Annotated in this window: 26 protein-coding genes, 1 tRNA gene and 1 pseudogene; 18 read left to right on the top strand and 10 right to left on the bottom strand. The window is 52.7% G+C overall.

The features are described 5' to 3' along the window. Positions 1-547 precede the first annotated feature (547 nt). Positions 548-1,147 carry an HD domain-containing protein gene (locus ACMV5I_RS17910; protein WP_414824975.1) on the bottom strand — a complete coding sequence of 200 codons (600 nt, stop codon included), beginning with the start codon at positions 1,145-1,147 and terminating at the stop codon, positions 548-550. Between the two features lie 130 nt (positions 1,148-1,277). On the opposite strand from ACMV5I_RS17910, the gene ACMV5I_RS17905 reads away from it, so the two are divergent. The 3 genes from ACMV5I_RS17905 (at position 1,278) to ACMV5I_RS17895 (ending at position 3,822) form a co-directional block, all read left to right on the top strand. Beyond that, the gene (locus tag ACMV5I_RS17905) at positions 1,278-1,703 is read left to right on the top strand and encodes an organic hydroperoxide resistance protein (protein WP_261147593.1); all 426 of its coding nucleotides are present in this window, start codon (positions 1,278-1,280) and stop codon (positions 1,701-1,703) included. Between the two features lie 222 nt (positions 1,704-1,925). Continuing rightward, a complete protein-coding gene (gene eptB / locus ACMV5I_RS17900; protein ID WP_024486967.1) occupies positions 1,926-3,620 on the top strand; it encodes a kdo(2)-lipid A phosphoethanolamine 7''-transferase in 1,695 nt (564 codons plus the stop codon). A gap of 125 nt (positions 3,621-3,745) precedes the next feature. Further along, a tRNA-Pro gene (locus ACMV5I_RS17895) sits at positions 3,746-3,822 on the top strand. Positions 3,823-3,944: 122 nt separating this feature from the next. Here the strand turns inward: ACMV5I_RS17895 and ACMV5I_RS17890 are convergent. The 4 genes from ACMV5I_RS17890 to ACMV5I_RS17875 form a co-directional block, all read right to left on the bottom strand. Beyond that, entirely contained in the window at positions 3,945-4,292 is a 348-nt protein-coding gene (locus ACMV5I_RS17890) for a glycosyl transferase family 1 (RefSeq protein WP_024484222.1), read from the bottom strand. 2 nt (positions 4,293-4,294) lie between these two features. Next, positions 4,295-4,585: a toxin-antitoxin system TumE family protein gene (locus tag ACMV5I_RS17885; RefSeq protein ID WP_237734096.1), complete on the bottom strand. Its 291-nt coding sequence runs from the start codon at positions 4,583-4,585 to the stop codon at positions 4,295-4,297. A 239-nt stretch (positions 4,586-4,824) separates the two neighbouring features. After that, a complete protein-coding gene (locus ACMV5I_RS17880; protein ID WP_414824974.1) occupies positions 4,825-5,292 on the bottom strand; it encodes a hypothetical protein in 468 nt (155 codons plus the stop codon). A gap of 1 nt (position 5,293) precedes the next feature. Further along, positions 5,294-6,031, bottom strand: a complete 738-nt coding sequence (locus tag ACMV5I_RS17875) for a winged helix-turn-helix domain-containing protein (RefSeq protein WP_202671631.1) — start codon at positions 6,029-6,031, stop codon at positions 5,294-5,296. 383 nt (positions 6,032-6,414) lie between these two features. On the opposite strand from ACMV5I_RS17875, the gene ACMV5I_RS17870 reads away from it, so the two are divergent. The 13 genes from ACMV5I_RS17870 (at position 6,415) to dppF (ending at position 20,889) form a co-directional block, all read left to right on the top strand. Next, positions 6,415-6,942 carry a fimbrial protein gene (locus tag ACMV5I_RS17870; protein WP_261459014.1) on the top strand — a complete coding sequence of 176 codons (528 nt, stop codon included), beginning with the start codon at positions 6,415-6,417 and terminating at the stop codon, positions 6,940-6,942. 90 nt (positions 6,943-7,032) lie between these two features. Beyond that, on the top strand, positions 7,033-7,575 hold the full coding sequence (locus tag ACMV5I_RS17865; RefSeq protein ID WP_414824973.1) for a fimbrial protein: 543 nt from the start codon (positions 7,033-7,035) through the stop codon (positions 7,573-7,575). Positions 7,576-7,629: 54 nt separating this feature from the next. Then, positions 7,630-10,158, top strand: a complete 2,529-nt coding sequence (locus ACMV5I_RS17860) for an outer membrane usher protein (RefSeq protein WP_414824972.1) — start codon at positions 7,630-7,632, stop codon at positions 10,156-10,158. 73 nt (positions 10,159-10,231) lie between these two features. Further along, positions 10,232-10,978, top strand: a complete 747-nt coding sequence (locus tag ACMV5I_RS17855) for a fimbria/pilus periplasmic chaperone (protein ID WP_261155962.1) — start codon at positions 10,232-10,234, stop codon at positions 10,976-10,978. Between the two features lie 80 nt (positions 10,979-11,058). Further along, on the top strand, positions 11,059-11,544 hold the full coding sequence (locus tag ACMV5I_RS17850; RefSeq protein ID WP_414824971.1) for a fimbrial protein: 486 nt from the start codon (positions 11,059-11,061) through the stop codon (positions 11,542-11,544). A gap of 12 nt (positions 11,545-11,556) precedes the next feature. Continuing rightward, positions 11,557-12,057, top strand: a complete 501-nt coding sequence (locus ACMV5I_RS17845) for a fimbrial protein (RefSeq protein ID WP_261459010.1) — start codon at positions 11,557-11,559, stop codon at positions 12,055-12,057. A 10-nt stretch (positions 12,058-12,067) separates the two neighbouring features. Beyond that, the gene (locus tag ACMV5I_RS17840; RefSeq protein WP_414824970.1) at positions 12,068-12,643 is read left to right on the top strand and encodes a fimbrial protein; all 576 of its coding nucleotides are present in this window, start codon (positions 12,068-12,070) and stop codon (positions 12,641-12,643) included. A gap of 1,268 nt (positions 12,644-13,911) precedes the next feature. Beyond that, positions 13,912-14,514, top strand: coding sequence for a helix-turn-helix domain-containing protein (locus tag ACMV5I_RS17835; RefSeq protein ID WP_414824969.1), 603 nt, complete (start codon positions 13,912-13,914; stop codon positions 14,512-14,514). Between the two features lie 567 nt (positions 14,515-15,081). Further along, the gene (dppA, locus tag ACMV5I_RS17830) at positions 15,082-16,689 is read left to right on the top strand and encodes a dipeptide ABC transporter periplasmic-binding protein DppA (protein ID WP_202671637.1); all 1,608 of its coding nucleotides are present in this window, start codon (positions 15,082-15,084) and stop codon (positions 16,687-16,689) included. A gap of 285 nt (positions 16,690-16,974) precedes the next feature. Next, positions 16,975-17,994 carry a dipeptide ABC transporter permease DppB gene (gene dppB / locus ACMV5I_RS17825; protein WP_065684907.1) on the top strand — a complete coding sequence of 340 codons (1,020 nt, stop codon included), beginning with the start codon at positions 16,975-16,977 and terminating at the stop codon, positions 17,992-17,994. Between the two features lie 11 nt (positions 17,995-18,005). Then, positions 18,006-18,908, top strand: coding sequence for a dipeptide ABC transporter permease DppC (gene dppC / locus ACMV5I_RS17820; protein WP_121608125.1), 903 nt, complete (start codon positions 18,006-18,008; stop codon positions 18,906-18,908). Between the two features lie 14 nt (positions 18,909-18,922). After that, positions 18,923-19,903 carry a dipeptide ABC transporter ATP-binding protein gene (gene dppD / locus ACMV5I_RS17815; RefSeq protein WP_021181581.1) on the top strand — a complete coding sequence of 327 codons (981 nt, stop codon included), beginning with the start codon at positions 18,923-18,925 and terminating at the stop codon, positions 19,901-19,903. Then, positions 19,900-20,889, top strand: coding sequence for a dipeptide ABC transporter ATP-binding subunit DppF (dppF, locus tag ACMV5I_RS17810; RefSeq protein ID WP_121608124.1), 990 nt, complete (start codon positions 19,900-19,902; stop codon positions 20,887-20,889). Before dppD ends, dppF begins: the two co-directional genes overlap by 4 nt. Positions 20,890-21,094: 205 nt before the next feature. Here dppF and ACMV5I_RS17805 read toward each other — a convergent pair. After that, positions 21,095-21,217: pseudogene (locus tag ACMV5I_RS17805) on the bottom strand (DNA-binding protein); the annotation flags it as partial. A gap of 153 nt (positions 21,218-21,370) precedes the next feature. On the opposite strand from ACMV5I_RS17805, the gene ACMV5I_RS17800 reads away from it, so the two are divergent. Continuing rightward, the gene (locus ACMV5I_RS17800) at positions 21,371-21,673 is read left to right on the top strand and encodes a hypothetical protein (protein ID WP_162304289.1); all 303 of its coding nucleotides are present in this window, start codon (positions 21,371-21,373) and stop codon (positions 21,671-21,673) included. A 160-nt stretch (positions 21,674-21,833) separates the two neighbouring features. Further along, positions 21,834-22,466, top strand: coding sequence for an RES family NAD+ phosphorylase (locus tag ACMV5I_RS17795; RefSeq protein ID WP_414824968.1), 633 nt, complete (start codon positions 21,834-21,836; stop codon positions 22,464-22,466). A 37-nt stretch (positions 22,467-22,503) separates the two neighbouring features. Here ACMV5I_RS17795 and ACMV5I_RS17790 read toward each other — a convergent pair whose 3' ends face one another. The 4 genes from ACMV5I_RS17790 to bcsE form a co-directional block, all read right to left on the bottom strand. Further along, complete coding sequence (locus tag ACMV5I_RS17790) at positions 22,504-23,178, bottom strand: hypothetical protein (RefSeq protein ID WP_414824967.1); 675 nt, start codon at positions 23,176-23,178, stop codon at positions 22,504-22,506. A 165-nt stretch (positions 23,179-23,343) separates the two neighbouring features. After that, complete coding sequence (gene bcsG / locus ACMV5I_RS17785) at positions 23,344-24,999, bottom strand: cellulose biosynthesis protein BcsG (protein ID WP_414824966.1); 1,656 nt, start codon at positions 24,997-24,999, stop codon at positions 23,344-23,346. Positions 25,000-25,001: 2 nt separating this feature from the next. Continuing rightward, entirely contained in the window at positions 25,002-25,199 is a 198-nt protein-coding gene (bcsF, locus tag ACMV5I_RS17780; protein WP_037411860.1) for a cellulose biosynthesis protein BcsF, read from the bottom strand. Then, positions 25,196-26,758, bottom strand: a complete 1,563-nt coding sequence (bcsE, locus tag ACMV5I_RS17775; RefSeq protein ID WP_414824965.1) for a cellulose biosynthesis protein BcsE — start codon at positions 26,756-26,758, stop codon at positions 25,196-25,198. Before bcsE ends, bcsF begins: the two co-directional genes overlap by 4 nt. Positions 26,759-26,841 lie beyond the last annotated feature (83 nt).

The raw sequence follows: 26,841 nt of genomic DNA, 5'->3' as shown, positions 1-26,841 counted from the left end.
TGCGGCGATGCGAAAACTGCTGCAACTGGCCTATGGTGTGGTGAAATCAGGAAAGACATTTAATGCGGAAATACCGCTTGCCGGATAGCCGACAAGACGGTATCTCTCCCACAGGGAGAGGGAGCTGGCAGGGTGTTGCGGTCGGGTGCTGCGGTCGTTTTGTTCCCTGCCTAAAAGGGAGCTGATTGGGTGCAATGGCCAGGTAATTTCTGTAACTGATAGTCAACTCGAACGGTCTCCTCCCACGGGGAGAGAGAGCAGCCACGGTGCTGCGATCGTTTTGTCCTGCCTAAAAGGGAGCTGATTGGGGGCAATGGCCAGGTAATTTTTGTAACTGATAGTCAACTCGAACGGTTTCCTCCCACAGGGAGAGGGAGCAGCCACGGTGCTGCGATCGTTTTGTTCCCTGCCTAAAAGGGAGCGGATTGGGTGCAATGGTCAGGTAATTTCTGTAACTGATGGTCAACTCGATCGGTCCCCTCTCCCTGTGGGAGAGGGCTAGGGTGAGGGGTCATCACAGTGCTTATGTCTCCCTCCTATCTCAAGCTTACGTCACCTCGTTTGCCTGATATCGCAACCGGGCATGGTCAAACCAACGGGCCGGGACGTTATGCGGTGGCAGTTGCAACGCCTGCAAACCCTGTTCGATGATATAGCTAGCCTGCCGCCACAGCTGTGGATCACCTTCGGTCAGCACTTCCAGCAGGCGCTGTTTTTCTACCAGGTAGGTTTTGGCGAAGTGACTATCGTATTGCAGCAGGGAACGGGTGTTGTCGATCAAATCGGCCAGCTTGATGGTTTTGGCCTGTGGGGAGGCATTGGCGCTGTGGCGACGATCGCGGTTCTTGCGTTGATAGCGATTTTCCGCGCTGCCGATGCTGACGTTGGTCAGCATAGCGACCAGGCTGGCAACCTGCAGGCCAAAATGGCTTTCGATATCGGCCAGCGTAGAGGGGGTATCTTCCACGGTGTCATGCAGCCAGGCCGCAGCCAGCATCTCTTCGCTGTGCGGCACGCTGCTGACAATCTCCATTACTGCCTGTGGATGCACAATATACGGGTCGTTCGTATATTTGCGGCGCTGATCGATCGCTCCATGCGCTTTGGTGGCATAGCGGCGGGCGCGTTCGGCCAATGTGTCAGTCATGCTTTGATTTCCCTGCGGCATCCGATAGATAGAACTTAGCATACCGTGCTTAACGTCAGTTGTGCGAGCCTGGGCTCCGCGCAGAATGGTCTACACTGGATCGGGTCACCAACCCGAAAAGGAACGATCTATGTCTATTGAGAAAGTGGTTTATCGCGCCCATGCCAAGGCAACCGGTGGCCGAGACGGCCGTGCAACCTCATCCGACGGCGTGTTGGACGTGAAATTAGGCGTGCCGAAAGAGATGGGCGGAGCCGGTGGGGAGGTTACCAACCCTGAGCAACTGTTTGCCGCGGGCTATTCGGCCTGTTTCCTTGGGGCACTGAAGTTTGTCGCTTCGAAAGAAAAAGTGAAAATCCCTGCTGAAGCCTCCATCGAGGGCACCGTCGGTATCGGTGAGATCCCCAATGGTTTTGGCATTGAGGTTCAGCTGGATATCAGCCTGCCGGGCATTGAGCGTAGCGTCGCGGAAGACTTGGTGAAGAAAGCCCATGTGGTCTGCCCCTATTCTAATGCCACGCGCGGCAATATCGATGTAACCCTTAACATTAAATAATGTTTCCTGCCAAAAACCGGTGAAAGAGGGGGACAATGCTCCCCCATTCACAAGTCCTGTCTCCCCACTATTTTTCTCACAAAATTGGCAAAAAATGCTCGTTTGGTGCGATTTTTCTTGATTCTGTTCTGCAGAATGATGCTTATTGCCCATCGGCTGAACCTGAGGGCATATCGACTGTCTGATGGTTTCAGAACTTGAAGCCCGGAGCCACTGCGTTACATGAACAAAGTTAAATCGCTATCACAGCAGAATTTATCGTTATTGTTAGCGATCTATATCGGCATCTTTTTAAACCTTTCCGTTTTCTATCGTCGTTTTGATTCCTTTGCGCACGGCATTCAGGGGATCAAGGTGGTTTCTGCGCTGACGGAAGTCATCGCCATTGTCCTGTTCACCTTCTTTATCATGCGGCTGGTATCCCTGGGGGGCCGGCTGTTTTACCGCATCGTCGCCTCTTTGCTGGTATTGATCTCCGTCGCTGCCAGTTACTACATGACGTTCTTCAACGTGGTGATTGGTTATGGGATTATCGTTTCGGTGATGACCACCGATATCGATCTCTCCAAAGAGGTGGTCGGGCTGAATTTTGTGCTGTGGATGATTGTAGTCAGCGCTTTACCGCTGCTGTGCATCTGGAGCAATAACCTGCGCGACACCCTGATCGAACAAATGAAAACGCCAGGGCAGCGGATTAAGCCACTGCTGATCATGTTGGCGGTGGTTGCGCTGGTGTGGCTGCCGTTGCGTACCCTGGATAAAGAGCAAAGCGCCCAGGAAAAGATCACCAATATCGATCTGCCGAGCTATGGTGGGGTGGTTGCGCACTCTTATCTGCCTTCCAACTGGCTTTCGGCGCTGGGGCTGTTTGCCTACACCCGTTATGATGAAAGCTCGGACGCAGCCAACATGTTCGATCCCAGCAAGAACTTTACCTATGTTGCCCCAGAGGGCATCGATGACACCTACGTGGTATTTATCATCGGTGAAACCACCCGCTGGGATCATATGGGCATACTGGGCTATGAGCGTGATACCACGCCAAAGCTGTCGCAGGAGAAAAACCTGGTGGCGTTCCGTGGGGAATCTTGTGATACCTCTACCAAGCTTTCGTTACGCTGTATGTTCGTGCGCGAGCATGGCACCTCGGATAACCCGCAGCGAACCCTGAAAGAGCAGAATATCTTTGCCGTACTGAAAGAGCTGGGCTTCAGTTCCGAGCTGTTCGCGATGCAGAGCGAGGTGTGGTTCTACAACAATACCGATGTGGATAACTACTCATTCCGTGAAATGATCGCCTCAGAGAAGCGTAACGACGGTAAATCGGTGGACGATATGCTGTTGGTGGATGAGATGAAAGAGTCGCTGGCTCGCCATCCCGACGGCAAGCATCTGGTGATCCTGCATACCAAAGGGTCGCATTACCTCTATTCACAGCGCTACCCGCGCAGCTTTGCTCGTTATCAGCCGGAATGCATGGGCGTGGATGAGTTCTGCTCCAAAGAGCGCTTGATTAACGCCTATGACAACTCTGTGCTGTACACGGATACCTTCATCGACAGCGTGATTGACCAGGTGCGCGATAAGAAGGCTATCGTGTTCTACGCGGCCGACCATGGCGAATCCATTGGTGAAAACTCGCATCTGCATGGTACGCCACGTGAAATGGCCCCGCCGGAGCAGTTCCGTGTGCCGATGATCGTCTGGGCTTCTGATAAATACCTCGAAGACCCGCAGCATAAGAGTGCGTTTGAGCAGTTACAGACCCAACAGCGGGTTGGCCAGCCGCACCGTCACGTAGAGCTGTTTGACTCTATCCTCGGCTGCCTGGGTTATACCTCGCCGGACGGTGGTATTGTTGAGAGCAATAACTGGTGTCACCTTCCGCAGAGTAAAGCGGACGCCAAAGCGCTGTAAACCGAGCCAGAAAGGCCGTATCCGCTCAGATACTGGCCTGTTTGGCGCTTTTAGCGCCACTTGGTATGCGGGGGTGAAAAAGAGATTGACGCGTATACGGCCCAGCAGTAAGATGCGCCCCGCATCGGCGAGTAGCGCAGCTTGGTAGCGCAACTGGTTTGGGACCAGTGGGTCGGAGGTTCGAATCCTCTCTCGCCGACCACATTCAAGAAAGCCCGCTTTTTTAAGCGGGCTTTTTTACGTCTGGCGTTTATGAGGATGAGAGCGGGCGCAGCATGCAGCGCCCCTACATGGTGAGCCGGTGGAGATTTGTCAGTAGTTTTTTTAGGCTGCCTTGCCAATGACAAAATCGAAATGGATTTGGTCGTAGGGGAATATCACCCCGGCTGTACCCTTATCAACGATGCCGCAAGCCAACAACGCCTGAAGATCCGTATGCACAGCTTTAACATCCCGCTCAACGCGACGAGCAACCTCTCTGATTGAGAGTTCCCCGGCCCCGGTCATGCAGTGCAAGATATGCATTTTTTTGGGCGAGAGTGTCTTCCATAACGAATCCCAATCCAGAAAAGTAATGTAACTCCCCTGGTACTGTTTATCGCCTTCCAAGGCGGCTTCCATAGAGCGTTGCGCTTCCTCAAGAGAAGCGACTCGGATGGTGACTGTATTCAACTTTAGTCTCCTCTTAGCTGTGCAACCTCATCGAAGAAACTGCGTATCAGCGCTTTTGGGCTGGTGAAATTGATGGGATGTTGTTTTTCATCCAGATGTTTATGATCGCCTTTGCCTGCCTCGTTGTCATAGCGTAAGCGGCAGATGCCGTCTTTCACATAGGCGAATCGGTACTTATAGTGATGAGCACTGGCTCTGACTGCGGGTTCGACAAACCAAATAACCATCTGTACAAACTCGGTTTCCGTCAGCGCGATCCTGTCCTGAAAGATGAGTTGAGAAGGCAATTTCATCCCCCTCCTGTTGTTCAAAATAACAACACACTCAAGTGTTGTCAACGATGACAACACTTGGGAATATGACAAAGATGTTGTCCATATCTAGCTAGGTATCAATAGTGTTAGGGCCAGCAGAGCCTGGCAAGAGGGCTAGTTTGATGGTGCGAGTTCTCTCGCAAAGTCGGGGCTAGCAACGAGAGAATGTAGTGAATAGTTCCCCGCCACCTAGGGCTTTGGAGGGCGGCGGGGATAAATTAGCTATTGGTGCAAAGAAACATTGGGAATCCGCGCCCTCTGATTATAAAAACATCGTCATCGAGCTTATGGAAAGTCATGTAATAGACAGAGGTTCTATTCCGAAGGTCACCCCATGAGTTATCCGGTGTGTTGTCATCATATTTTTTTACTGTTTTATTATACTCGACCGTATAGGTTCCATTTTTGTCGGTTTCATTATAGATGAAAAAGTTATCATTATCGATGGTGTATTTTTTGCCCTCTATCTCCATTTTTCCAAAAGCGCTTTGAAATCCTGAATTATCATCGTAAAAGAAAACGTTAACTTTTTGAAATATTTTTGTGTTTTTTGCTTGTAAATATAACTGAATGTTATAATTACATGTAAATAACAAACCCCTGGTCTTTATTTTTTTCTCATAACTATAAGCAGCAATTGCTATAGTTAATAGGATTGCCACCATTAACATGGCATTTCTGTTCATTTTAATCATTCCTGATGTTGAAGCATTTTGTATTTTTTTTGATTTTAGTGTTAAGACATACACCAATAAAGACATAATCATCTATTGATTTTATATCACTGTAGTATATGTTGTAGCCATTCTTTTTACACTCTTCCTTAAGGTTGGTTTTTTCAAATATATTTTCGAATACTTTCTCTTTGAGCTGTACTGCTGGACTATCTAATGAGTAAATATTACATTTATCAATCACGTTGATTAAGGAGGGAGTGGATGTCTTTATTTCTATACCTTTCGATTCTACAAGGATGTAGTAAAAAATCACTAATGCGGCAATGCAGAATGCGACAAAAAAACTGACCAATTTTGGATGGTTTACTGATGTCGGCTTTATTTCCTTACTTTCTTTTTTCTCTGTTTTTATTTCTTTAGGTAAACAATCAACGCTGCACTTAAACTTGAATCCCACCTTCGGGATAGTGATAATCACTTGCTCTGTGATGCCAAGGCTTGATATCGCTTTCCTTAGCTCACTCACCGCACTGTAAAGGTTGTTGTTTGATGGTGTTAACCCAAAATCCTCCCAAATATGTTTCAGCAAATAATCTCGGGTTAAATCACTACCAAAGTTTTTTATCAGCTCCATTAACAGTCGTGAGGCTTGATTAGACAAAACCAATGAGGTTTGCTCCTCTTGCGCCAATGATAGCTCTTTTGATTCTGGTGAATATTTAATCACCTTATTGATGATGTAAAACATAATGAATACTCATTAAGTGTGTTGAAAATGGCTTTTTATATGTATTTTTTAGGGTAGTCAAACTATTAAGAATAATCTTAATTTATAGATGGAATACTTAAATCTGACAATATCTATCAGCCTTTGTTTATTTGATGCTTAAGCTTATATAGTTCTAAATAATTGGAGTAAAAATCTAAATAATCGCATACTTTTAAAACAAATATCTAATTTTTGTTTTGGTGGTAGATTTATCCACATCGGCAGACTTGAGGCTGCTTGTGTTTTACTGGCCTTGCCAAAGACACGAAGGAAGCTGTTTTAGGGGGCTGGCGATAAACACATGGATCTCGCATCCATTGAAAACTGAAATTTATGGAATTTTCATTTTAAGGATTTTTTGCATGAAACTGAACAAGATCATGATGGTAGCAGTAGTGGCTTTGGGTATGTCTTCTTTGGCGCATGCCGCAGTGAAAGACCAGGGGCACGGTAAAATCACCTTTAACGGTTCGATTATTGATGCTCCATGCTCCATCACGCAAAAGTCTGCCGAACAGACGATTGAACTGGGTCAGATTTCTAAAGTTGCCCTGAAGGACGGCGGCAAATCTAGTGCGCATGCTTTCACTATTGATCTGGAGAACTGCGAAATTGGTACCGGGCCAGATGCCAAGAACAAAGTGAGCGTCTCCTTCAATGGTAACGTCGGTGCCGTCCAAGACCGTCTGGGTACTGGGCGTGGCGCTAGCATCGTTATTGAAGATGCTAAGGGTCCTATTAAGCTGGCTAAGCCAACCGTTCTCCAGCAACTGCAAGGTAGCGATAATGCCCTGAACTTCAGTGCCTATTTGCAGGGTGATGGTGCTTCCGCCGCTGTTACCGAAGGTAAATTCGAGACGGTTGCCAACTTCACTTTAGCCTACGAGTAATCGGCTACGTCATTTAGGCATAACCTGTTTGGGCATGCGGAGGTATCCGCATGCCTTTTTGGGGGACGAGAGCGTCAAGGATAATTTGCCATGCGGGATGTAACCCCTATTATCGCTGTGTTTTCTTACCTATTTATTACGGTACCTGTTTCCTCTTTGGCGGCCGATTCTGCCTTGGAATGGGGACGTGTAAATATGCAAGGATCCATTATTGATACTGCCTGTGCTATTGCCGTAGAGAGCCAAGACCAAACTATTGAGATTGATGCGATCTCTGTAGAGGATATTGTTCGTGATGGTCAGGGGCGGGGTAAAAATTTTTACATTAAATTGAGTGATTGTGAGTTGGAGCGCTTTGGCCGTCAATTACCTGACTTGAAGAATTTTCAGGTGACCTTTGATGGAGATAGCGAGGGGGGGCTATTTACCGTGCAAGGAACGGCATCCGGTGTGGCTCTGAAAATTAGTGACCTCGGTGGCAATATTGCCAGGCCGGGAAAACCCTTGCCATTGGAAACAATTAATCCTCAAAGCATGGTGTTGAGTTATGCCGTAAATCTGGTAGCCAATAACCATATTTTAACATCTGGTGAATACTTCTCTGCCATTCGCTTTAAATTGGATTATTTCTAAACGCTATTAAGACATTGCCACAGGAATAAGGCATTAATAAAAAAGGTTAGGGATATGGGATTGTCACCTGTAGAGAAGCTGACACGTCTTCAGGCACTCAGCGTCTGTATTTCTTTGGCGTTGAGCACGGCTTCGACCATGGCATACGCCGCCGAGGAAATTCAGTTCAATACGGATGTACTGGATGTGCATGACCGCAAAAACATCGATCTGAGCCACTTCTCCCGCGGCGGTTATATCATGCCGGGTATCTACGGTATGTCGGTGCATATCAATAAAAACGATCTACCGGAACAAGCGATATCGTTTTACCCGCCGGAAGGGGATCCGAATGACAGCCGGGCCTGTGTCGGTAAAGCTTTGGTGGCTCAGTTAGGGTTGAAGGCGGGCGTGGCCAAGGACTTGCGCTGGTGGCATCAGGGGGAGTGTCTGGATGAATCCAGTCTGAAAGGTATGGAAGTGCGTGGCGATTTATCCACCTCAACCCTGTATCTGAATATCCCTCAGGCCTATCTGGAGTATACCGCCGATAACTGGGATCCGCCGTCACGCTGGGAAGAGGGGATCCCAGGTCTATTGCTGGATTATAACCTCAATACGCGGACGCAAAAGCAGCTTAAGCAAGGGGCGAGCAGCTACAGCCTGAGCGGCAACGGTACCGCCGGGGCCAACCTGGGGTCCTGGCGTTTACGCGCCGATTGGCAAGCCAACCTCAAACATCAGAGCGGGTCGGGGATTCCTACGGACAAGCAGTTGGAGTGGAGCCGCTATTACATTTATCGCGCCATTTCGGCATGGCGCTCGAAGCTGACGTTGGGGGAGAACTACCTGGATTCAGGCCTGTTCGACAGCTTCCGCTTTAGCGGGGTCAGCCTGGTATCGGATGACAACATGCTACCGCCGAATCTGCGTGGTTACTCGCCGGAAGTCACGGGGATAGCGAGGACCAACGCCAAGGTGACGATCAGCCAACAAGGGCGGGTGCTGTATGAGACGACGGTCGCCTCGGGGCCGTTCCGTATCCAGGATGTCAACGATGCGGTGACCGGTGAGCTCAGCGTGCGGGTGGAAGAACAGGACGGCAGCGTACAGGAATTTGTTCTGAACACTGCCAGTATCCCGTATCTGACGCGTCCGGGGGCGATACGTTTCAAACTGGCGATGGGTAAGCCCTCAGACTGGCAGCATCATTCGCGTGGCCCGCTATTTGGTAGCGGGGAACTTTCCTGGGGGGTGAGTAACGGCTGGTCGCTGTATGGCGGCGCTCTGGCTGGCGGGGATTATAACGCACTGTCAGTTGGGATCGGGCGTGATCTGATGGTGTTGGGGGCATTGTCCTTTGACGCTACCCAGTCACGGGCGCGATTGCCACAGGAAGGCGGCACACTTAGCGGCGGCTCATACCGCTTGAGCTATTCGAAGAACTTCGACGAGTACGACAGCCAGGTAACCTTTGCCGGCTATCGCTTCTCGCAGAAGGACTTTATGAGCATGAGTGAGTATCTGGACGCACGTGACTATGGCCAACGTACTCGCAACGGCAAGGAGATGTACACCATCACCTTTAACAAACAGTTCCGTGAATGGGGGCTGAGCAGCTACCTCAACTACAGCCACGAAACCTATTGGGATCAACCTACCAATGACCGCTATAGCCTGACGTTGTCGCGTTATTTCGACCTGGGACCGTTGCGTAACCTGAGCCTGTCATTGTCAGCGTACCGCAATCAATATAACGGTACCAAAGATGATGGCGCTTATCTTTCGCTGTCACTGCCGTGGGGCAACCGCTCGACGTTGAGTTACAACACCACGGTGAACCGCGATGAGTCCAATCATCGGGTGGGATATTACGAGCGGTTAGACGAACACAATAACTATCAGCTTAATGCTGGCAGTTCGCGCAGCGGAGTCAACCTGAGCGGTTATTACAACCATGAGGGGGATATCGCCCGGATGAGTGCCAACGCCAGTTATCAGCAGGGTAACTTCAGCGCCTTCGGCATGACGATGCAGGGCGGGATGACAATGACGCCCGAGGGCGGTGCGATGCACCGATCCGGGACGCTAGGGGGAACCCGGATGCTGATTGACACCAACGGCGTGGCGGATGTGCCGGTGCGCGGCTATGGCAGAACCAGCCGGACTAACCTCTGGGGTAAGGCGGTGATAGGCGATGTTAATAGCTACTACCGCAACAAGGCCAGCATCGATCTGAACCAACTGGGTGATAACGCGGAAGTGACGACATCGGTGGTGCAGGCAACCCTGACGGAAGGGGCCATTGGTTATCGTCAGTTTGATGTGATTGCTGGCGAAAAAGCGATGGCGATACTCAAACTGGCCGACGGGAGTGAACCGCCGTTTGGTGCCACGGTGATGAATGCGCGGCGGCAAGAAACCGGGATAGTCAACGACGGCGGCAGCGTTTACCTGAGTGGTATCAACGCCGGGGAAAGCATGACGGTGCACTGGGGCGGAGAGCTACAGTGCGAGGTGCAGATGCCTTCCCCGTTGCCTACCGATATGTTGATGAATACCTTGCTACTGCCTTGCCGCCCGGTCAGTTCGTCAGCAGATTAAGGGGCGCTCCCCTTGTAACCTTTTAACTAAGGCCGCTAAGGCTGGGAAACAGATAATGCAAAGTAAGCAAACGATGAAACGATCTCTTGGCTTTACGCTCAAGAATGTAGTCCTGTTGGGGGCACTGGTTACACAGCAGGCCCAGGCGGCTATCGCTCTGGATCGTACGCGGGTGATTTTTGACGGCAGCCAGAAGTCGGTGAGCCTGAGCGTCAGCAACCAGAACAAGCAACTGCCGTATCTGGCGCAGGGCTGGATTGAGAATGAGCAGGGCAACAAAATCCAGAGCCCACTCACGGTGTTGCCGCCGGTGCAACGCATCGAGCCAGGCAAGCCGAGCCAGGTAAAAATCCAGGCGTTGCCGGCGGCAAAGCTGCTGCCGCAGGACCGTGAGACGGTGTACTACTTCAACCTGCGGGAAATCCCACCGAAGAGTAGTAAAGCGAACACGTTGCAGATTGCGTTGCAGACGCGCATCAAGCTGTTCTACCGCCCGGCGGGAATTACGATGGACACAAACGCCGCGCCGCCGCAGGAGCAGATGACGCTGAGCAAACAGGGTGACAGGTATGTGGTCAACAACCCGACACCGTATTACGTCACGATTGTGGATGCCGCGGCCAGGAAAGACGGCCCAGGCATCAAAAGCTTCGAGCCGATGATGGTGCCCCCAAAGAGCAACCTGCCGCTGACAGTGGGTGCGGCTGCGGTGGGCAACAGCCCAGTACTGACCTATGTCGACGACTACGGCGGCCGGCCGCAACTGAGTTTCAGCTGCAACAGCAGTACCTGCTCGGTGGTGCCAGCGGAGAAGGCGTAGCAGCACCATATCGGGCAGTTACCGGACGGGGGGGATTTCTCCTGGATGATTATTGAGGCGAGACCATGAACGGAACAACGATGAGCGAAAAGGCTGCTTTTTTGCTGTGCGGGCTGCTGACCACATTGCCTCAGGTTGCAGCGGGTGCCAACACTGCCACGGTCACCGTCAAGGTGACCGTGGTCGTACCACCACAGTGCACTATCAACGATAACCGGCCGATCGAGGTAGAGTTCGGCGACGTTATTACGACCAGGATGGATGGCAACAGCTACCGTATGCCGGTGAATTACACATTGGGTTGTACGGGGGCTTACTTCAACGCGATGAAACTGCAGGTACAGGGAGAGGGGGCGAGCTTTGACTGGACGGTGCTGAAAACCACCAAGACGGGGCTGGGTATCAAGCTGCAACAGGGCAACAATAAACTGGCAATCAACAGCTGGCTGAACTTCACCTATCCCAACCAACCGGAACTGTGGGCCATTCCGGTCAAACAGGGTGGGGCTACCCTGACGGGGGGCGAATTCACGGCGGGTGCAACAATGAAAGTGGCTTACCAGTAACGGGAGCGGAGCATGAGCATAACGATAAGAATCCTGTTGCTGACCTGCGGCCTGATGGGCGTTGTCGTTCCGGCACAGGCGAAGAATAACGAGGCGGACATGACGTTCCACGGCACGCTAATAACACCGCCGCTGTGCGCCATCAACGACGACAATCGAATAGAGGTGAACTTCGGCGAACGGATAGGTATCAACAAAGTGGATGGGGAGAACTACCGCCAGTTGATGAACTACCAGATAACCTGCCAGGATGCCGCCGGTGGCAACTGGGCGCTGACGCTGAGTCTGAGCGGCAGTGCGGCAGGGTTCGACACTGAGGCGCTGATGACGGACAAGGCGAACCTGGGTATCCGGATCTACCAGAATGGCCAGCCGTTTACACCGAACAGCACGCTGAAGATAGATCTGGCCAACCCACCACGTCTGGAGGCGGTGCCGGTGAAAAAAGAGGGGGGCACACTGATCGAAGGGGCCTTCGAGGCCTGGGCAACGCTGCGTGCCGATTACCAATGAGGAGCGCGACATGAAAGGTAAATCGGACAAGCATCAGCGTTCGGAACATCCACGTTCCCGGATGGCCGCCCTGTTGTTGGCGCAGGTACTGATTGCCGCGCCATTGCTGACTCTGGCCGCGGGTGACAAAAACGTGCACCTGTATGGCGCCTTGGTCGCTGAACCCTGCGTGGTGCAGCCGGGTGATGAAGAAATCAATCTGGATTTTGGCTCGGTTATCGACAAGGACCTGTACCTGAACACTCGCACGCTGGGGCAATCGTTCGAGATACACCTGAAGGAATGTGACCTGACGCTGGGCAAGACGGTGAGTGTGACCTTTACTGGCACCGAGAACCGCGCCTTGCCGGGGCTGTTGACCATCGACGGCAGCAGTAAGGCCGTGGGGATTGCTATCGGGTTTGAGACGTGGTCGGCCAAACCGATTCCGTTCAATAAGGCGAGCGATAAACTCTTGCTGCAAGAAGGGGGCAATATTATTGCCCTGAAGGCCTATGTGCAGGGAGAGCCGGACGCCATCAGGAACCGAAGTATCGCACGCGGAACGTTCAGTGCGGTCGCGACCTTCAATCTGGAATATGAGTAAGAGAAATTAAACAGAGAACCACCGGGAACGTATTGCGCGGCTTTATAAGCCAGCACCTAGGCGGAAACTGTCGAAGGCAGAGACTGAGATACGGGGGCAGGAATATTAGGCTCGGTGGATGAATTGGGCAAAACACCGCTTACAGAGAGTGAGGTGATTGCCTGTCTGATAAAACTATCAAATCGGTCATACTATGTACAAACGCATACTACTTCCCATACTCCTTACCTTGCCGACCTACACCTCTGCTGTGTTGCACCCCGTTCTTGTCGATCCAAAAATAACATCTTGTTCGCAAGATAAAAACTTCCCGGATAGATGCTCCAATGTAGTGTACTATTCCGCCGCCGGACTAGCTATGACGGACGTGCTTCCCCTGACGCAACCCGTTGCTGCTGGCTCAGTGACCCAACTCGAGGCGCTCGGCATCCATTGTGAGAGTGGATCGTCTCTGACCGGGAAACCTTTCAGCAAGTGCCGTTTTACTACAGACACGATCCATGCCCCCACGCTCGTCAATTGTCGTCTTAAATCCGTGAAGTCGTGGGAACTAAAAGACCCTGGCGCATGCGCACTGTCTAGCCTAGCGTGGGGAGGTCATGGTGGGGCAGGGCCTGGCGGGGAGTGCGTGTTTTTTGTACAGAAAGGAAAGTTGACAACGATATACGGTACATTCTCCGCCGATAGCGTTGCCAACTCCGGCAGTAGCTTCTGCCAGAAACCGCTTCCACCAGACGTGACCTGTGAAATCAACCTTCCATCTATCATCGACCACGGGGTAATCGAACCCAATGCTCACTCCGTAGTCAGCATAAGTGGGTCTGTGGACTGTGGTGGCAAACCCGTCCTGACTATCTTGGGTGGTGGCAAGGTACCACTTGCGCCTGGGGTCACCACAGTGCTGACTTCTCAAATGATAGAGACTGACTTTGTTGTCCTTACCTCGACGCTCGATGCCATCAATGGAACCCCGGGGGGGCACAGTGCGAGCGCTGTCGTGATCGCGTCCCCATATTAAATTCGACGCTAACATCCCTTGCAAACGGTATTTATAAAAAAACACTGGACCTGTTCCTTTGCTATTACCAACGGTACAAGACCATAGCGCACCTAGCGGGTGGCCGCTCTGGTGGGGTTATTTACTAGTCTCTATTTAATACTGCTGCCGCTTTATTTTAACGCGCCTGCTCCCGACAGATTCGCGTTTTTAAGCTCGGCTCTATACCTGAAATAACACCTGTTTCTGGTTCAAATTATAAGGAAATAAAATGAAGCCAAATATTGTTATTGCTGTCCAGGATGCCAATCGTTATTTCGCACAGGGTATCCAACATATTTTGCAGGACTATTTTCTGGCGAAAGGCTATACGTGGCGTTTTGTACCGGTTACGCCAGGGATAGCGATCGACCTGATGGTATGTGCCAAACCCTTTGGTGGGGCGGCCAGGCTCAATGCTTGCAGGGAAAATCCGGGGGAGCGGCTGATCGGGACGATTTTTATCCGGGATACGGCGGTTGAGAATGTAAAAAACCAGCCTCAAGGCGCGGTATTAAGCCGCCAGGCAAGGCCTGATGCCGTGCTGCGCTTGGTCGAGGAGATGTTTGAGCAGGCAAGTCAGTCATCTTTAGTAGCCAATACGGAAAGAGTGTGTCGCAGTTTGCACCTGACCCCACGCGAGCGTGAGGTTCTACAAGGGATCTCATGGGAATTAACCCCCGAAAAGATCGCCAGCAAACTGTCACTTAGCGTCAAGACCGTCAGCACCCATAAACTCACGGCGATGCGCAAGCTGGGTTTCAGGCGTAACAGTGAGTTGTATCACTGGCTACGCAATGGCGGCCTGGAATTTAACCCGCGGACTCTCTTTTGACGATAACTCAAACCGGCAACAGTGGCGTCTGGAGGGGGAAAACCCGGTGGCAACTCCCCCACGTACAACCCCTCCTCTCAGCTCCCTCTTTCGGGGAGTGCCCCAGCATTTCCTCCTGTCTTTTACCGGGATCACAAAAATAACCGCTCAGATATTCATCATTCAGCAATAATCTTTTTTGGTTTTTTATTGGAGGTTAATGCTGGCTAGGTCGTTAACGCTGGTTCATGACGCCAAGATTTAACCCGTAGCACAAGTTTTAATGCTGTAAATGTTGCTGAAAGGTTTTTTTTATGTTTGCTTGCTGTTTCTCACAGTCTATGTAAATCCCTACTGGTTATATTGACGGCACCCCAAACAGTTGGCAATTTGGTACCCTCAGGGATAAGAGTGAGAGGTGTATGAGTGAAATTCACTCGCTCAAACGCCCTGCCGTGATGCGTTCCATCCGGCATTCTCGCGCTTTTATTCCTCCTGCCTTCGGGCACTGACCGCACAGGCCGCGTAACAAAAAATATTAGGCTCTGGCGGTAATACACACACCACATCACATACGGAGCACTAGCGATGACAAGTTCCTTGGGTAAATCAGGGATTCTGAAATTCGGTATCGGCCTGATTGCGCTGACCGTTGCGGCCAGCGTGCAGGCAAAGACGCTGGTTTACTGTTCTGAGGGTTCTCCTGAAGGGTTCAACCCGCAGTTGTTCACCTCCGGCACCACCTATGATGCCAGCTCAGTGCCAATCTATAACCGTCTGGTTGAGTTCAAACTAGGTACCACCGAACTGGAACCCGGCCTGGCAGAGAAGTGGGACGTCAGCGAAGACGGTAAAACCTATACCTTCCACCTGCGCAAAGGCGTGAAGTGGCAGGACAGCAAAAATTTCAAACCTACCCGTGAACTGAATGCCGACGATGTGGTGTTCTCCTTCATGCGTCAGCTTGATCCAAACCACCCTTACCACAAGGTTTCTGGCGGCAGCTATGAATACTTCCAGGGTATGGGTATGCAGGACCTGATCAGCAAAGTCGAGAAAGTGGACGACAACACCGTACGCTTCACGCTGACCCGTCCAGAAGCGCCATTCCTGGCTGACCTGGGCATGGACTTCGCTTCCATCCTGTCTGCAGAATATGCCGACAAGATGATGAAAGCCGGTACGCCAGAGAAAGTGGACCTGAACCCTGTGGGTACCGGGCCGTTCCAACTGCTGCAGTACCAGAAAGACTCCAAAATCCTCTACAAGGCCTTTGACGGTTTCTGGGGTACCAAGCCGAAGATCGATCGTCTGGTGTTCTCCATCACGCCAGACGCCTCTGTGCGTTACGCCAAACTGCAGAAAAACGAGTGCCAGGTCATGCCGTACCCGAACCCGGCAGACATCGCTCGTATGAAGCAGGACAAAACCATCAACCTGATGGAACAGCCTGGCCTGAACGTCGGCTACCTGTCGTTCAACACCGAGAAGAAGCCGCTGGATAACGTGAAGGTGCGTCAGGCACTGACTATGGCGGTGAACAAGCAGGCCATCGTGGATGCGGTGTATCAGGGGGCGGGTCAACCTGCCAAGAACCTGATCCCACCAACCATGTGGGGCTATAACGACGAGATCAAAGATTACGCTTACGATCCGGTCAAGGCCAAAGAGCTGCTGAAAGAAGCGGGCATGCCAGATGGCTTCTCCATCGATCTGTGGGCGATGCCGGTACAGCGTCCGTATAACCCGAACGCACGTCGTATGGCTGAGATGATCCAGTCCGACTGGGCGAAAATTGGCGTCAATGCCAAGATCGTCACCTACGAGTGGGGCGAGTACCTCAAGCGTGCCAAAGACGGTGAGCATCAGACGGTGATGATGGGCTGGACCGGTGACAATGGGGATCCAGACAACTTCTTCGCCACGCTGTTCAGCTGTGCGGCCGCCAAAGATGGTTCCAACTATTCCCGTTGGTGCTACAAGCCGTTTGAGGATCTGATCCAACCGGCCCGTGCCGAAGCAGACCACGATAAACGCGTCGCACTCTACAAGCAGGCTCAGGTAGTCATGCACGATCAGGCCCCGGCGCTGATTGTTGCCCACTCCACCGTTTACGAGCCAGTGCGTAAAGAAGTGAAGGGCTATGTGGTCGATCCGCTTGGTAAACATCACTTTGAGAACGTTTCTCTGGACTAAGCCTACCAAGGCGAGTTGAAGGACTGGGATATACCCGTCGTCTTTCAAGCTGCAGCGTTGTTACCTGCACTCACTCACCCCAGTCACTTACTGAAGTAAGCTCCTGGGGATGAGTGAGCTTGGTGCCTAGCTGCAACTTGAAATTCATAGGGTATACAAAATGCAGGGGCGCAATACGTTGCGCCCCTGCATTCCCGTCCCCAGAAGAATGTCGTGAAGCGTGTGAGTTTTAATAAGCCTGGCGGACGATGAGCTGCCGGGCACTTTATACAGAGAGTTCGGGATATGTTGCAGTTCATACTCCGACGTTTGGGGTTAGTTATCCCAACGTTTATCGGCATAACGTTGCTGACTTTTGCATTCGTCCATATGATCCCCGGCGATCCGGTGACCATTATGGCCGGGGAACGCGGGATCTCCGCAGAGCGCCATGCCCAACTCATGGCAGAGATGGGGCTGGATAAACCGCTCTATCAACAATACTTCCATTACGTCACCAACGTGCTGCATGGCGATTTGGGGACGTCCCTCAAAAGCCGTATCTCCGTGTGGGAAGAGTTTGTGCCGCGCTTTAAGGCCACCCTGGAACTGGGCCTGTGCGCGATGCTCTTCGCGGTGATTGTCGGTATCCCGGTGGGGGTGCTGGCTGCCGTCAGGCGAGGTTCGGTGTTTGACCATACCGCCGTGGGTATCTCCCTGACCGGTTATTCCATGCCGATCTTCTGGTGGGGCATGATGCTGATCATGCTGGTTTCGGTACAGCTCAACCTCACGCCCGTATCGGGGCGAATAAGCGATACGGTGTTTCTCGATGACAGCCTGCCGCTGACCGGCTTTATGCTGATCGACACCCTGATCTGGGGCGAGCCGGGTGATTTCATCGACGCCGTGATGCATATGATCCTGCCCGCCATCGTATTGGGCACCATCCCGCTGGCGGTTATCGTGCGTATGACCCGCTCCTCCATGCTGGAAGTGCTGGGTGAAGACTATATCCGTACCGCGCGCGCCAAGGGTGTGAGCCGTATGCGGGTGATCGTGGTACACGCATTGCGTAACGCCTTGCTGCCGGTGGTGACGGTAATCGGCCTACAGGTTGGCACCATGCTGGCCGGGGCGATCCTGACCGAAACCATCTTCTCCTGGCCGGGGCTTGGCCGCTGGCTGATGGATGCGTTGCAACGCCGTGATTACCCGGTTGTTCAGGGCGGCGTATTGCTGGTCGCCTGTATGATTATTCTGGTTAACCTGCTGGTAGACGTGCTCTACGGCGTGGTCAACCCGCGTATTCGCCACAAGAAATAAGGGGCGCTCTGATGTCTCAAATTACCGAGTCTGTAGTGAAAGGTGCGCCGAAGCCAATGACCCCGTTCCAGGAGTTTTGGCACTATTTCAAGCGCAACAAAGGGGCCGTGGTTGGCCTGGTTTATATCGTTATCATGCTGGTGGTTGCAGTGGGGGCCGGGTTCCTGGCTCCACATGCGCCTGCCGAACAGTTCCGTGATGCCCTGCTTAGGCCGCCGGTCTGGGAGACGGGTGGCAGCTGGAAGTTTATTCTGGGTACCGACGATGTCGGCCGTGATGTGCTGTCGCGTCTGATGTACGGTGCCAGGCTCTCGCTGTTGGTCGGCTGCCTGGTGGTGGTGCTTTCGCTGGTGATGGGCGTGGTATTCGGCCTGTTGGCCGGTTATTTCGGCGGCGTAGTCGATGCCATCATCATGCGCGTGGTCGATATCATGCTGGCACTGCCAAGCCTGCTGTTGGCGTTGGTGCTGGTGGCGGTGTTTGGGCCCTCGATCGTTAACGCCTCGCTGGCGCTGACCTTCGTTGCTTTGCCGCACTATGTCCGCTTGACCCGCGCTGCGGTGCTGGTGGAAGTGAACCGCGATTACGTGACGGCTTCCCGCGTGGCGGGGGCTGGGGCGACGCGTCAGATGTTCGTCAATATCCTGCCAAACTGCCTGGCACCGCTGATCGTGCAGGCTTCTCTCGGTTTCTCGAACGCCATTCTGGATATGGCCGCTCTCGGCTTCCTGGGTATGGGTGCGCAACCGCCAACGCCGGAGTGGGGCACCATGCTCTCCGACGTACTGCAGTTCGCGCAAAGTGCCTGGTGGGTTGTGACCTTCCCAGGGGTGGCCATTCTGCTGACGGTTTTGGCCTTTAACCTGATGGGGGACGGCTTGCGTGATGCTCTCGACCCCAAACTCAAGCAGTAACAGAGGAAGAGAGAATGGCGTTATTAAATGTAGACAAGCTTTCGGTGCACTTCGGTGACGAAGGTGCGCCGTTCCGCGCGGTAGACCGAATCAGCTACAGCGTAGAACAGGGGCAGGTGGTTGGCATCGTCGGCGAATCCGGCTCCGGTAAATCCGTCAGTTCGCTGGCGATCATGGGGTTGATCGATTTCCCTGGCAAGGTGATGGCTGACAAGCTGGAGTTCAACGGCCAGGATCTGCGGAAAATCTCGGAAAAAGAGCGCCGCCAGCTGGTGGGCTCCGAAGTGGCGATGATCTTCCAGGATCCGATGACCAGCCTGAACCCGTGCTATACCGTCGGTTTCCAGATTATGGAAGCGCTGAAGGTGCATCAGGGCGGTAACCGCCGCACTCGTCGCCAACGCGCTATCGATCTGCTCAATCAGGTAGGCATTCCCGATCCGGCCTCGCGGCTGGACGTTTACCCTCATCAGCTTTCCGGCGGGATGAGCCAGCGTGTGATGATCGCCATGGCGATCGCCTGCCGGCCCAAGCTGCTGATTGCGGATGAACCGACGACCGCGCTCGACGTGACCATTCAGGCCCAGATCATTGAGCTGCTGCTCGAGCTGCAACAGCGCGAAAATATGGCGCTGCTGCTGATCACTCACGATCTGGCGCTGGTGGCGGAAGCGGCACACCACATCATCGTGATGTATGCCGGGCAGGTAGTGGAATCCGGCAAGGCGGTAGAAATTTTCCGTTCGCCGCGCCACCCGTACACCCAGGCGCTGCTGCGCGCGTTGCCAGAGTTTGCTACCGACAAGGCGCGTTTGGCCTCGCTGCCTGGCGTGGTGCCGGGCAAGTACGATCGGCCACAAGGCTGCTTGCTGAACCCGCGTTGCCCTTATGCAACCCAACACTGTCGCGAAGAAGAGCCGGAACTGCGCAGCATTCCCGGCCGTCAGGTTAAATGTCACACACCGCTGGATGATGCGGGGAGGCCGACCGTATGAGCCAGAACCACCCTTTATTGCAGGCCATTGACCTGAAAAAACACTACCCGGTCAAGAAGGGGCTGTTTGCCCCGGAACGACTGGTGAAGGCGCTGGACGGGGTTTCCTTTACCCTTGAGCGTGGTAAAACCCTGGCAGTGGTTGGGGAGTCTGGCTGTGGTAAGTCCACGCTGGGCCGCCTGCTGACCATGATCGAAATCCCTACCGGCGGTGAGCTGTACTATCAGGGGCAAGATCTGCTTAAGCCGGACGTGACGGCAGAGAAGCTGCGCCGCCAGAAGATCCAGATCGTGTTCCAGAATCCTTACGGATCGCTTAACCCTCGTAAGAAGGTGGGGCAGATCCTCGAGGAGCCGCTGTTGATCAACACCTCGTTGAGCAGCGCCGAACGGCGTGAGAAAGCGCTGGAGATGATGGCGAAGGTCGGCCTGAAAACCGAACATTACGACCGTTACCCGCATATGTTCTCCGGCGGCCAGCGGCAGCGTATCGCCATTGCGCGTGGGCTGATGCTCAACCCGGACGTGGTGATTGCCGATGAGCCAGTCTCTGCGCTGGACGTGTCCGTGCGTGCGCAGGTGCTGAACCTGATGATGGATCTGCAACAGGATCTGGGGCTGTCTTACGTGTTTATCTCCCACGATCTGTCGGTGGTGGAGCACATTGCTGATGAAGTGATGGTGATGTACCTCGGCCGCTGCGTGGAGAAGGGCAGTAAAGACGCCATCTTCAATAACCCGCGTCATCCGTACACTCAGGCACTGCTGTCCGCTACGCCGCGCCTGAACCCGGATATGCGCCGGGAGCGCATCAAGCTGACCGGTGAACTGCCAAGCCCAATGAACCCACCACCGGGCTGTGCATTCAACGCCCGCTGCCGCCGTGCCTTTGGCACCTGCACCCAGCTGCAACCGCAGCTCAAGCAGTATGGTGACCAGCAGGTGGCGTGTTTTGCCGTCGACCAGGATGAAGCTGCGGGGTCTTGAGGACGTTCACCGAGCGATCGGCATAGGGGCGCAGCTAAACGGGCGCAGCATGCAGCGCCCCTACGGTCGAATATGTGCGGCCCCGGCTAATCCAGCAACATTGCCACTTTGTCATCAATCAGACGCCGGTAGCGATACCGGCGTTTTTTGTTGTGGTGCGCCGGGCTCACCGCGTAGGGGCGCTGCATGCTGCGCCCGTTAACCTCTAGGCGCGAAGTGGTGTTAAGCGCACACCGGCAGCACGGGTAATTTCGGTCAGTGTTTTGATAGTCGGATTACCTTCAGCAGACAACGCCCGGTAAATGTTTTGGCGGGCAAGGCCTGAGCGACCGCCATTGGTATCAATCTGATGTGACACATCCAATAATTATGTAGAACATGAGGTTGGCTATGCTGCTTCCATTGCGTACTTATCGTTGGTTTGGTAATAATAGTCTCTTTCGGACAATGCAGTTACGCCAGAATTCAGGGAGTGAATGGCATGAAAGACATTATTGTGTTACTCGTTGTCGGTATTGTGTGTTTTCTGTTGATTGTTGCCAGGTTACGTAGTGGGATCACTTTAAAAAATACGCCCTTTTATTGTTTATGTGTATCCTTTATTTCAATCTTAGAGATAACCGATGCCATTTATGTCCCTTATTCATACCGTCATAATGCTTTATATAATAATGATGAATGGTTCCCCTACGATTATTATTATATTGCAACATGGGGAGTGGCATTGGCGACAGCGTTTTTCTTATTGGTCCACTCATTTTTAACGCGTAAGTCGTCGCGCTAACACCAATACTATATTTTTCTAACTTGGCATTGCTAACAATATGATTAATATTTAAATAACCTTGAGTGTGAGTGGCGTGAACCAACAAGAGTTCCCATGTTTACGATCCCCCAATGCAGATTTCAAAAGCATGCTAGCTCAATGTTTACCAAGGTAGGTAATGATGATTATCGAATATGAGGGTAATTTACATGATCGCCTAACAAAAATTATGGACCTGGAAGACCAGGGCAAGCTGCGGGTAACGAAACTTATCGCCGCGGGGGCGGGTTATTACAAGTTGCAGGATCAGTATTATGGCGGAAAAGGTGTTTTTTTTAACCCCAATAGCGAAAACCGTTTCTCATTGCCCGATAAGTCTAAATGGCCGATGTATCTGGCTGAGTCGCCTCATACCGCATGTAGTGAGTTCTATCAGAATGAGGAATTCATTGACCGTTCGGATTTTACAACGAACTGTATGGTGGAAATCTCGGTGCAAAAGCCGCTGAAGGTCTTTGACGAAACTCGGCTGGCTCCGCATTTGAGGATCTCCGTCGGGGATTTGATGGGGCCAAGATCTGTCTACATTTTCACCCAAAAACTGTCGAAAGCGCTGGCTGATCATGCAGACGGACTAGAGTATTTGTCCCGGCATAATGGGCAGCCCTGTGTGGGACTTTGGTCCGATAAACTCGATGGGGGTGGGATATTGTTAACGACATCAGTGACTAGACTGAGTAAGTATGAACATCAGGGAAAAACCGCCAGGCAGATCCTCAAGTCCGAATGTAACTTACGGATCACAGGATAAATCAGGGGAAGCAGTGCCAAGTATGACTGGCACCGCATTAAACCGAGTTGTTGGTTCCGAAGTTGTCCGCCAGAATGAGCAGATGCGCCATTTCTTGCTCTGTAGCGCCCCGCCGTAATATATCCAGCACTGTAGTCTTTTCTGCGCAACCGGGCATCTCAATTTTTCGGGTGAAGAAGTTGCATTTACGTACGCTGCTTACATTATGCGTTATCCGTGCCAGTAACTCCTGTAAGCCTTTCAACATCCCATTATCACTAAATCTTTCATCGATAGAAAACTGAAATACTGGATACAATTTTTCGGCACCCCACTCTAATACAATGAGTTTATTGTGTTTTCCGTATTTATGAATAGTGGGAACCGATAACCCCAGTAGTCCTTTGACGGTCGTGGATTTATGGACACCGCCGTATTTTTCCAGGCTATTTAAAAATGCCAGCCTAGCTTCGGCATATTCTTCCTGCTCGTTTTTTTCCACGTTGGTGTTGTTTATCACCGACTGGGTGAGCGCCAGAATTTTCAGTTCTGACCAAAATTCACCATCGGACAGAGTGAGTAGTGACAGCAGCTTCTCTCCCTCTACGCTAGTGAGTGCGTCGACAAATTTTTTGCCGACGTTTTCTAGGCGTGTCTGGATCAGTGCTTTTTCGGTGTGCTCGGGGTTGAACCGGTGAGCACGAGTGCTTTTGTTCATGGCCATTGTCGTCATGATGACCTCGCCCCAAGTTTTTAAGATTTACATAATGTGATGATAGATTAAATCTTAAATACGAGCAAGTTTTGAACATTCACAAAGCGGATGATAAATTGACGGTAAATCTAGCCAAACAAAGAAGAGCCTCTAGTCGCAAAACATAAAGGCTCCCTTCACCAGTTACTGGGGATAAGGCACCCAGTCCCCGCCATTAAGGCGAATATACGCCTTGCCCTGATACTGCATCACGATGGCATTGTCATTCTCAGAGATCACCGCAGTCTGCGGCAGGCCCTGCGTCAGTACTTGCCAGTCGACGCTTGGCGCAGTAAACACCTTGCCGTCCACCAACCGCGAGACTAACTCGGACAACGCCAGATAGCTGCTCGGCGTTTTAATGTCTACCGGGCTGCCCTGATGCGGGGCCTGCATACCAACCAGTTTTATACCCACTGGCGTATGGGTAATGTTCAGGCTTGGGATATCCCGCAGGCCAGACATCTGCATTTTGTCGCCCGCCAGTGCCGCACCGTGCTCCGGCACGATCACCACCATCACCTTACGCCCGGATTTCTGTAGCTCATCAAGGAAGGTGTTCAGCTGATCGAAGAGTTGCTGTGCCCGGGGCTGGTAATCGGCGGTCTTTTTGCCACCCACAAAGCGGTTGCCGTCATGCAGTGGGATCAGGTTAAAGAAGGTCGCGGTGCGAGCATCACCTTCTTTTTTCTGTAGATCGAGCCAGCGGTTGAGCAGTTGCAGATCGTTATAGATCGGTTCACCGTCGAATGAGGCCAGTTCATTGCCGATCCCGGCCTGCGACATCAGCGGAGCCTGCATATCACCTTGCTCACGCAGTTCTTTCAGGAAGTTACCAAATACGCCGGAGTGATCGAGCATCAACTGCTGTTTAAAGCCCAGCTTGGCCAGGTTATCAAACAGATAGCACTGCTGATTGGCGGGCTGATACAGATCGTGATGCGAAGGCTGGCCGCAGCTGGCGCGTAACAGGCGGATGGCCGCTGGGCCGCTGTACGCGGTGGCCGAGTTAAAGTTGGTGAACATAATGTCCATCTTGGCCCACAGCGGATGGTTGCGCAGATTGACGGCGTCCAGATCGGCCCAGGCCAGCGAACAGATGTTGATGAACAGCACGTCAAACGGCTGGGCATCGGCGGGTAAGGCGGACGGGAAGGTGGTCGCTCGGGCTTTTTCCTGCTGGTAGAACTGTTCCAGGTAGGCCGTGAGGTTGGCATTGGTCGGTGGGCCATTGGCCGCAGGCAGATTGCCGCCTGGTGTCGTCGCCGTGGCCGGTGTAGACGGGGTATCCGTCACCGCTGCGGTGTTGGTGGCAGGCAGCAAGGAGACCGCCGGGCCAGCAATATTGACCACGTTCAACCACACCAGTGCTGCCACGGTAAACACCGTGATGCGTATCCATTGAGCCAGAAACAGGTAGGCAATCAGCAGCACGAAGGCGGCGCCAATCATCTGCCAGTTGATAAAGCGGTCGGTCAGCTCCAGCAGGTAATCGGCGCTGAAACCGGTGAGCTGCGAGCCCTGGCTAAGGATGCTGTTAATACCCGGCAGCCAGGTGTCGTGGTAGAACAAACCGATACCGATAGGAATGGCGATCAGGTGACGCCAGCGGTGCAAGCGCGGCGACGGGATCGGCATCAGTAAAAAGGCCATAAACACCAGGTTGGGCAGCGCATGGAAGTTCAGATAGCCGAACCACAGCAGGCCGAACTTGGCCAGGAAATAGAAGTTCCAGCCGCCAAGACCGCGCCAGTATCGCCATAAGGTATTGTCAGGTTGCGTTATTTTATCGTCACTCATGGTTATTTTTTACGCTTGATTTGAGAGGTGGAACCTGTGCGCACCCATAGCCCTGCTGACTTTAAATAGCGCGGTGATAACAACAAATTCTGCCAAGATCGCTGCCAGTTGGGGAAACGGCGATGCAGCAGGTATCCCGTAGGGATAAACACTATGGCGCACAGGATCACCAGTTGCACGATATCGTCGAGTGCGTTCATGGCTGTTCCTCCTGCCCGAGGCTCATCAGAGTGAAGGGAATGGGTTCCCGGCGTTCGGTCTGGTGCTCCGTTTCTACGGCGTGGGTTGTGACAGCGGCCGATTGCAGCTTGCTGGTAGGGAGTGAAAACTCGATATGCTGCCGCAACAGCCTGATTTTATCGATAATATCCACATCCTGATGCCACACCACCCGATTACTGAACGCCTCGCTCACAGGCAGGCGAAAGACGAATTTCAATGCGGTATCCAGATCGTTAATCCGGCAGGTGGAAAGGAACAGGAACAGTCGATTCTGCGCCACGGTCATGATGTCGCCAAAACGCCGCAAATGGCACAGCGTCATCGATTGGCGGGCGCTCAACCCCGGCGCAGGCCGCAGGGCGATCATCACTCCTTTGCCATCTTCCGGCAACAGGGTATTTTCCATCAGCGAAGTCACCGCCCGGCTGAATTCCTCCAGCGGCAGGTAGCCTTTCAGTTGCATTGGCCGCAGCCCGGCGAGCAGGTTATCGATATCCGCCGGAATATGGCGCGACAGTCGCTGGCCCTGGATACCTTCCAGCATGGTTAAAAAATTGGAAAGCGGTGCCACGTGGGGCACGATCAGATTGGCACCGCAGGCCAGCAGCAGGCGTTCGTCGCTGTAGCGCAAGCTGGCGCTCATCTCGCGCACCACAATCTTCAGCCCGTCGCCTCGGCTGCGGCGCAGGCTATGGATCTGATGGGCTAGTTCGTCAATTTCGTCACTTTGATACAGGGCGAAGATCAGCGTGGCGGCGATGGTCAACATGCCACGCTGCATCAACTTGGTATTGTTCTCAAACAGTTGCCAACTGGCCGATAGCGGCGGGGCGCCCTCGAGAATGCGTTGTTCCGCCAGGCACAGGCTCTCGTCGTTGCGTTCCGGGGTAGGGGAGGGCTGGTCGCTGTCGTCCGCTCCTTCCCAGCCTTCCGGGCCTTCGGTCAGAGTGAACAACTGGTTGGCATTGATACCGTTTTCCGTGCTCCACCAGTGCACCAGATACTGTGCACTGCCTTGCAGCCCCTGCAGGCTGGCCAGGCCGTTGAGAATGCGGTGTTCGGCGGCTAGCTGGCCTTTGAGTTTACTCACGCCGCTGCCGTGACTGAGTATCACCAGCGTACACTGCTGTTGGTGTAACCATTGGCCGAGCTGAGCGGCCCATTTGCGCAATTCATCGCTGGTAAAGGTTTGCCACAGGCTGGCGTGGGCCAACAGGATCAGTAAACGGTTGCTGGGCTTTAGCTCGCGCATCAGATCGTCGGCCAAATGCAGCAGCGCCGCTTTTTTTTCTGGCAGGCTATATAAAGGGAGTTTTTTAATCGCAGGGGAAAGCGGCTTTGCCAATAAGGTGTCTGCCTGATTACCGCTACAAATCACTGCCAACTGGGCATCTTCTGCTTGGGCAGCGATGATCTGCCGGCAAAACAGGTTGGCATCGCTCTGGCGATCGATATTCACCCAGTAAAAGCCTGGGGATTGCATAGCCGACAACTCTTGCCAAATCCGTCGGATACCTAATGAAAAAGAGTGCGCCATAGATTTATTCTACTTTCGTTGGAAGTGGCGTAGACCAAACCCGAGCTGGTCATATTAAAAGCGTAATGTCTGAGTTAGCATAG

The sequence above is a fragment of the Serratia sp. T13T92 genome (assembly GCF_047530105.1).
Lineage (GTDB): Bacteria > Pseudomonadota > Gammaproteobacteria > Enterobacterales > Enterobacteriaceae > Chania > Chania fonticola.
Note: the sequence above shows the minus strand (reverse complement) of the source record. Positions and strands in the feature narration are given on the sequence as shown.

Excerpts from the sequence above, each read along its gene's own strand:
- ACMV5I_RS17865 (WP_414824973.1), top strand. The coding sequence starts at position 7,033 with ATGCGGGATGTAACCCCTATTATCGCTGTGTTTTCTTACCTATTTATT.
- ACMV5I_RS17790 (WP_414824967.1), bottom strand. The coding sequence starts at position 23,178 with ATGACGACAATGGCCATGAACAAAAGCACTCGTGCTCACCGGTTCAAC.
- ACMV5I_RS17905 (WP_261147593.1), top strand. The coding sequence starts at position 1,278 with ATGTCTATTGAGAAAGTGGTTTATCGCGCCCATGCCAAGGCAACCGGT.
- eptB (WP_024486967.1), top strand. The coding sequence starts at position 1,926 with ATGAACAAAGTTAAATCGCTATCACAGCAGAATTTATCGTTATTGTTA.
- ACMV5I_RS17860 (WP_414824972.1), top strand. The coding sequence starts at position 7,630 with ATGGGATTGTCACCTGTAGAGAAGCTGACACGTCTTCAGGCACTCAGC.
- ACMV5I_RS17875 (WP_202671631.1), bottom strand. The coding sequence starts at position 6,031 with ATGTTTTACATCATCAATAAGGTGATTAAATATTCACCAGAATCAAAA.
- bcsF (WP_037411860.1), bottom strand. The coding sequence starts at position 25,199 with ATGAACGCACTCGACGATATCGTGCAACTGGTGATCCTGTGCGCCATA.
- ACMV5I_RS17880 (WP_414824974.1), bottom strand. The coding sequence starts at position 5,292 with ATGAACAGAAATGCCATGTTAATGGTGGCAATCCTATTAACTATAGCA.
- ACMV5I_RS17845 (WP_261459010.1), top strand. The coding sequence starts at position 11,557 with ATGAGCATAACGATAAGAATCCTGTTGCTGACCTGCGGCCTGATGGGC.
- bcsE (WP_414824965.1), bottom strand. The coding sequence starts at position 26,758 with ATGGCGCACTCTTTTTCATTAGGTATCCGACGGATTTGGCAAGAGTTG.
- ACMV5I_RS17870 (WP_261459014.1), top strand. The coding sequence starts at position 6,415 with ATGAAACTGAACAAGATCATGATGGTAGCAGTAGTGGCTTTGGGTATG.
- ACMV5I_RS17840 (WP_414824970.1), top strand. The coding sequence starts at position 12,068 with ATGAAAGGTAAATCGGACAAGCATCAGCGTTCGGAACATCCACGTTCC.
- ACMV5I_RS17835 (WP_414824969.1), top strand. The coding sequence starts at position 13,912 with ATGAAGCCAAATATTGTTATTGCTGTCCAGGATGCCAATCGTTATTTC.
- dppD (WP_021181581.1), top strand. The coding sequence starts at position 18,923 with ATGGCGTTATTAAATGTAGACAAGCTTTCGGTGCACTTCGGTGACGAA.
- ACMV5I_RS17910 (WP_414824975.1), bottom strand. The coding sequence starts at position 1,147 with ATGACTGACACATTGGCCGAACGCGCCCGCCGCTATGCCACCAAAGCG.
- ACMV5I_RS17800 (WP_162304289.1), top strand. The coding sequence starts at position 21,371 with ATGAAAGACATTATTGTGTTACTCGTTGTCGGTATTGTGTGTTTTCTG.
- bcsG (WP_414824966.1), bottom strand. The coding sequence starts at position 24,999 with ATGAGTGACGATAAAATAACGCAACCTGACAATACCTTATGGCGATAC.
- ACMV5I_RS17795 (WP_414824968.1), top strand. The coding sequence starts at position 21,834 with ATGATGATTATCGAATATGAGGGTAATTTACATGATCGCCTAACAAAA.
- ACMV5I_RS17855 (WP_261155962.1), top strand. The coding sequence starts at position 10,232 with ATGAAACGATCTCTTGGCTTTACGCTCAAGAATGTAGTCCTGTTGGGG.
- dppB (WP_065684907.1), top strand. The coding sequence starts at position 16,975 with ATGTTGCAGTTCATACTCCGACGTTTGGGGTTAGTTATCCCAACGTTT.
- dppA (WP_202671637.1), top strand. The coding sequence starts at position 15,082 with ATGACAAGTTCCTTGGGTAAATCAGGGATTCTGAAATTCGGTATCGGC.
- dppF (WP_121608124.1), top strand. The coding sequence starts at position 19,900 with ATGAGCCAGAACCACCCTTTATTGCAGGCCATTGACCTGAAAAAACAC.
- ACMV5I_RS17850 (WP_414824971.1), top strand. The coding sequence starts at position 11,059 with ATGAGCGAAAAGGCTGCTTTTTTGCTGTGCGGGCTGCTGACCACATTG.
- dppC (WP_121608125.1), top strand. The coding sequence starts at position 18,006 with ATGTCTCAAATTACCGAGTCTGTAGTGAAAGGTGCGCCGAAGCCAATG.
- ACMV5I_RS17885 (WP_237734096.1), bottom strand. The coding sequence starts at position 4,585 with ATGAAATTGCCTTCTCAACTCATCTTTCAGGACAGGATCGCGCTGACG.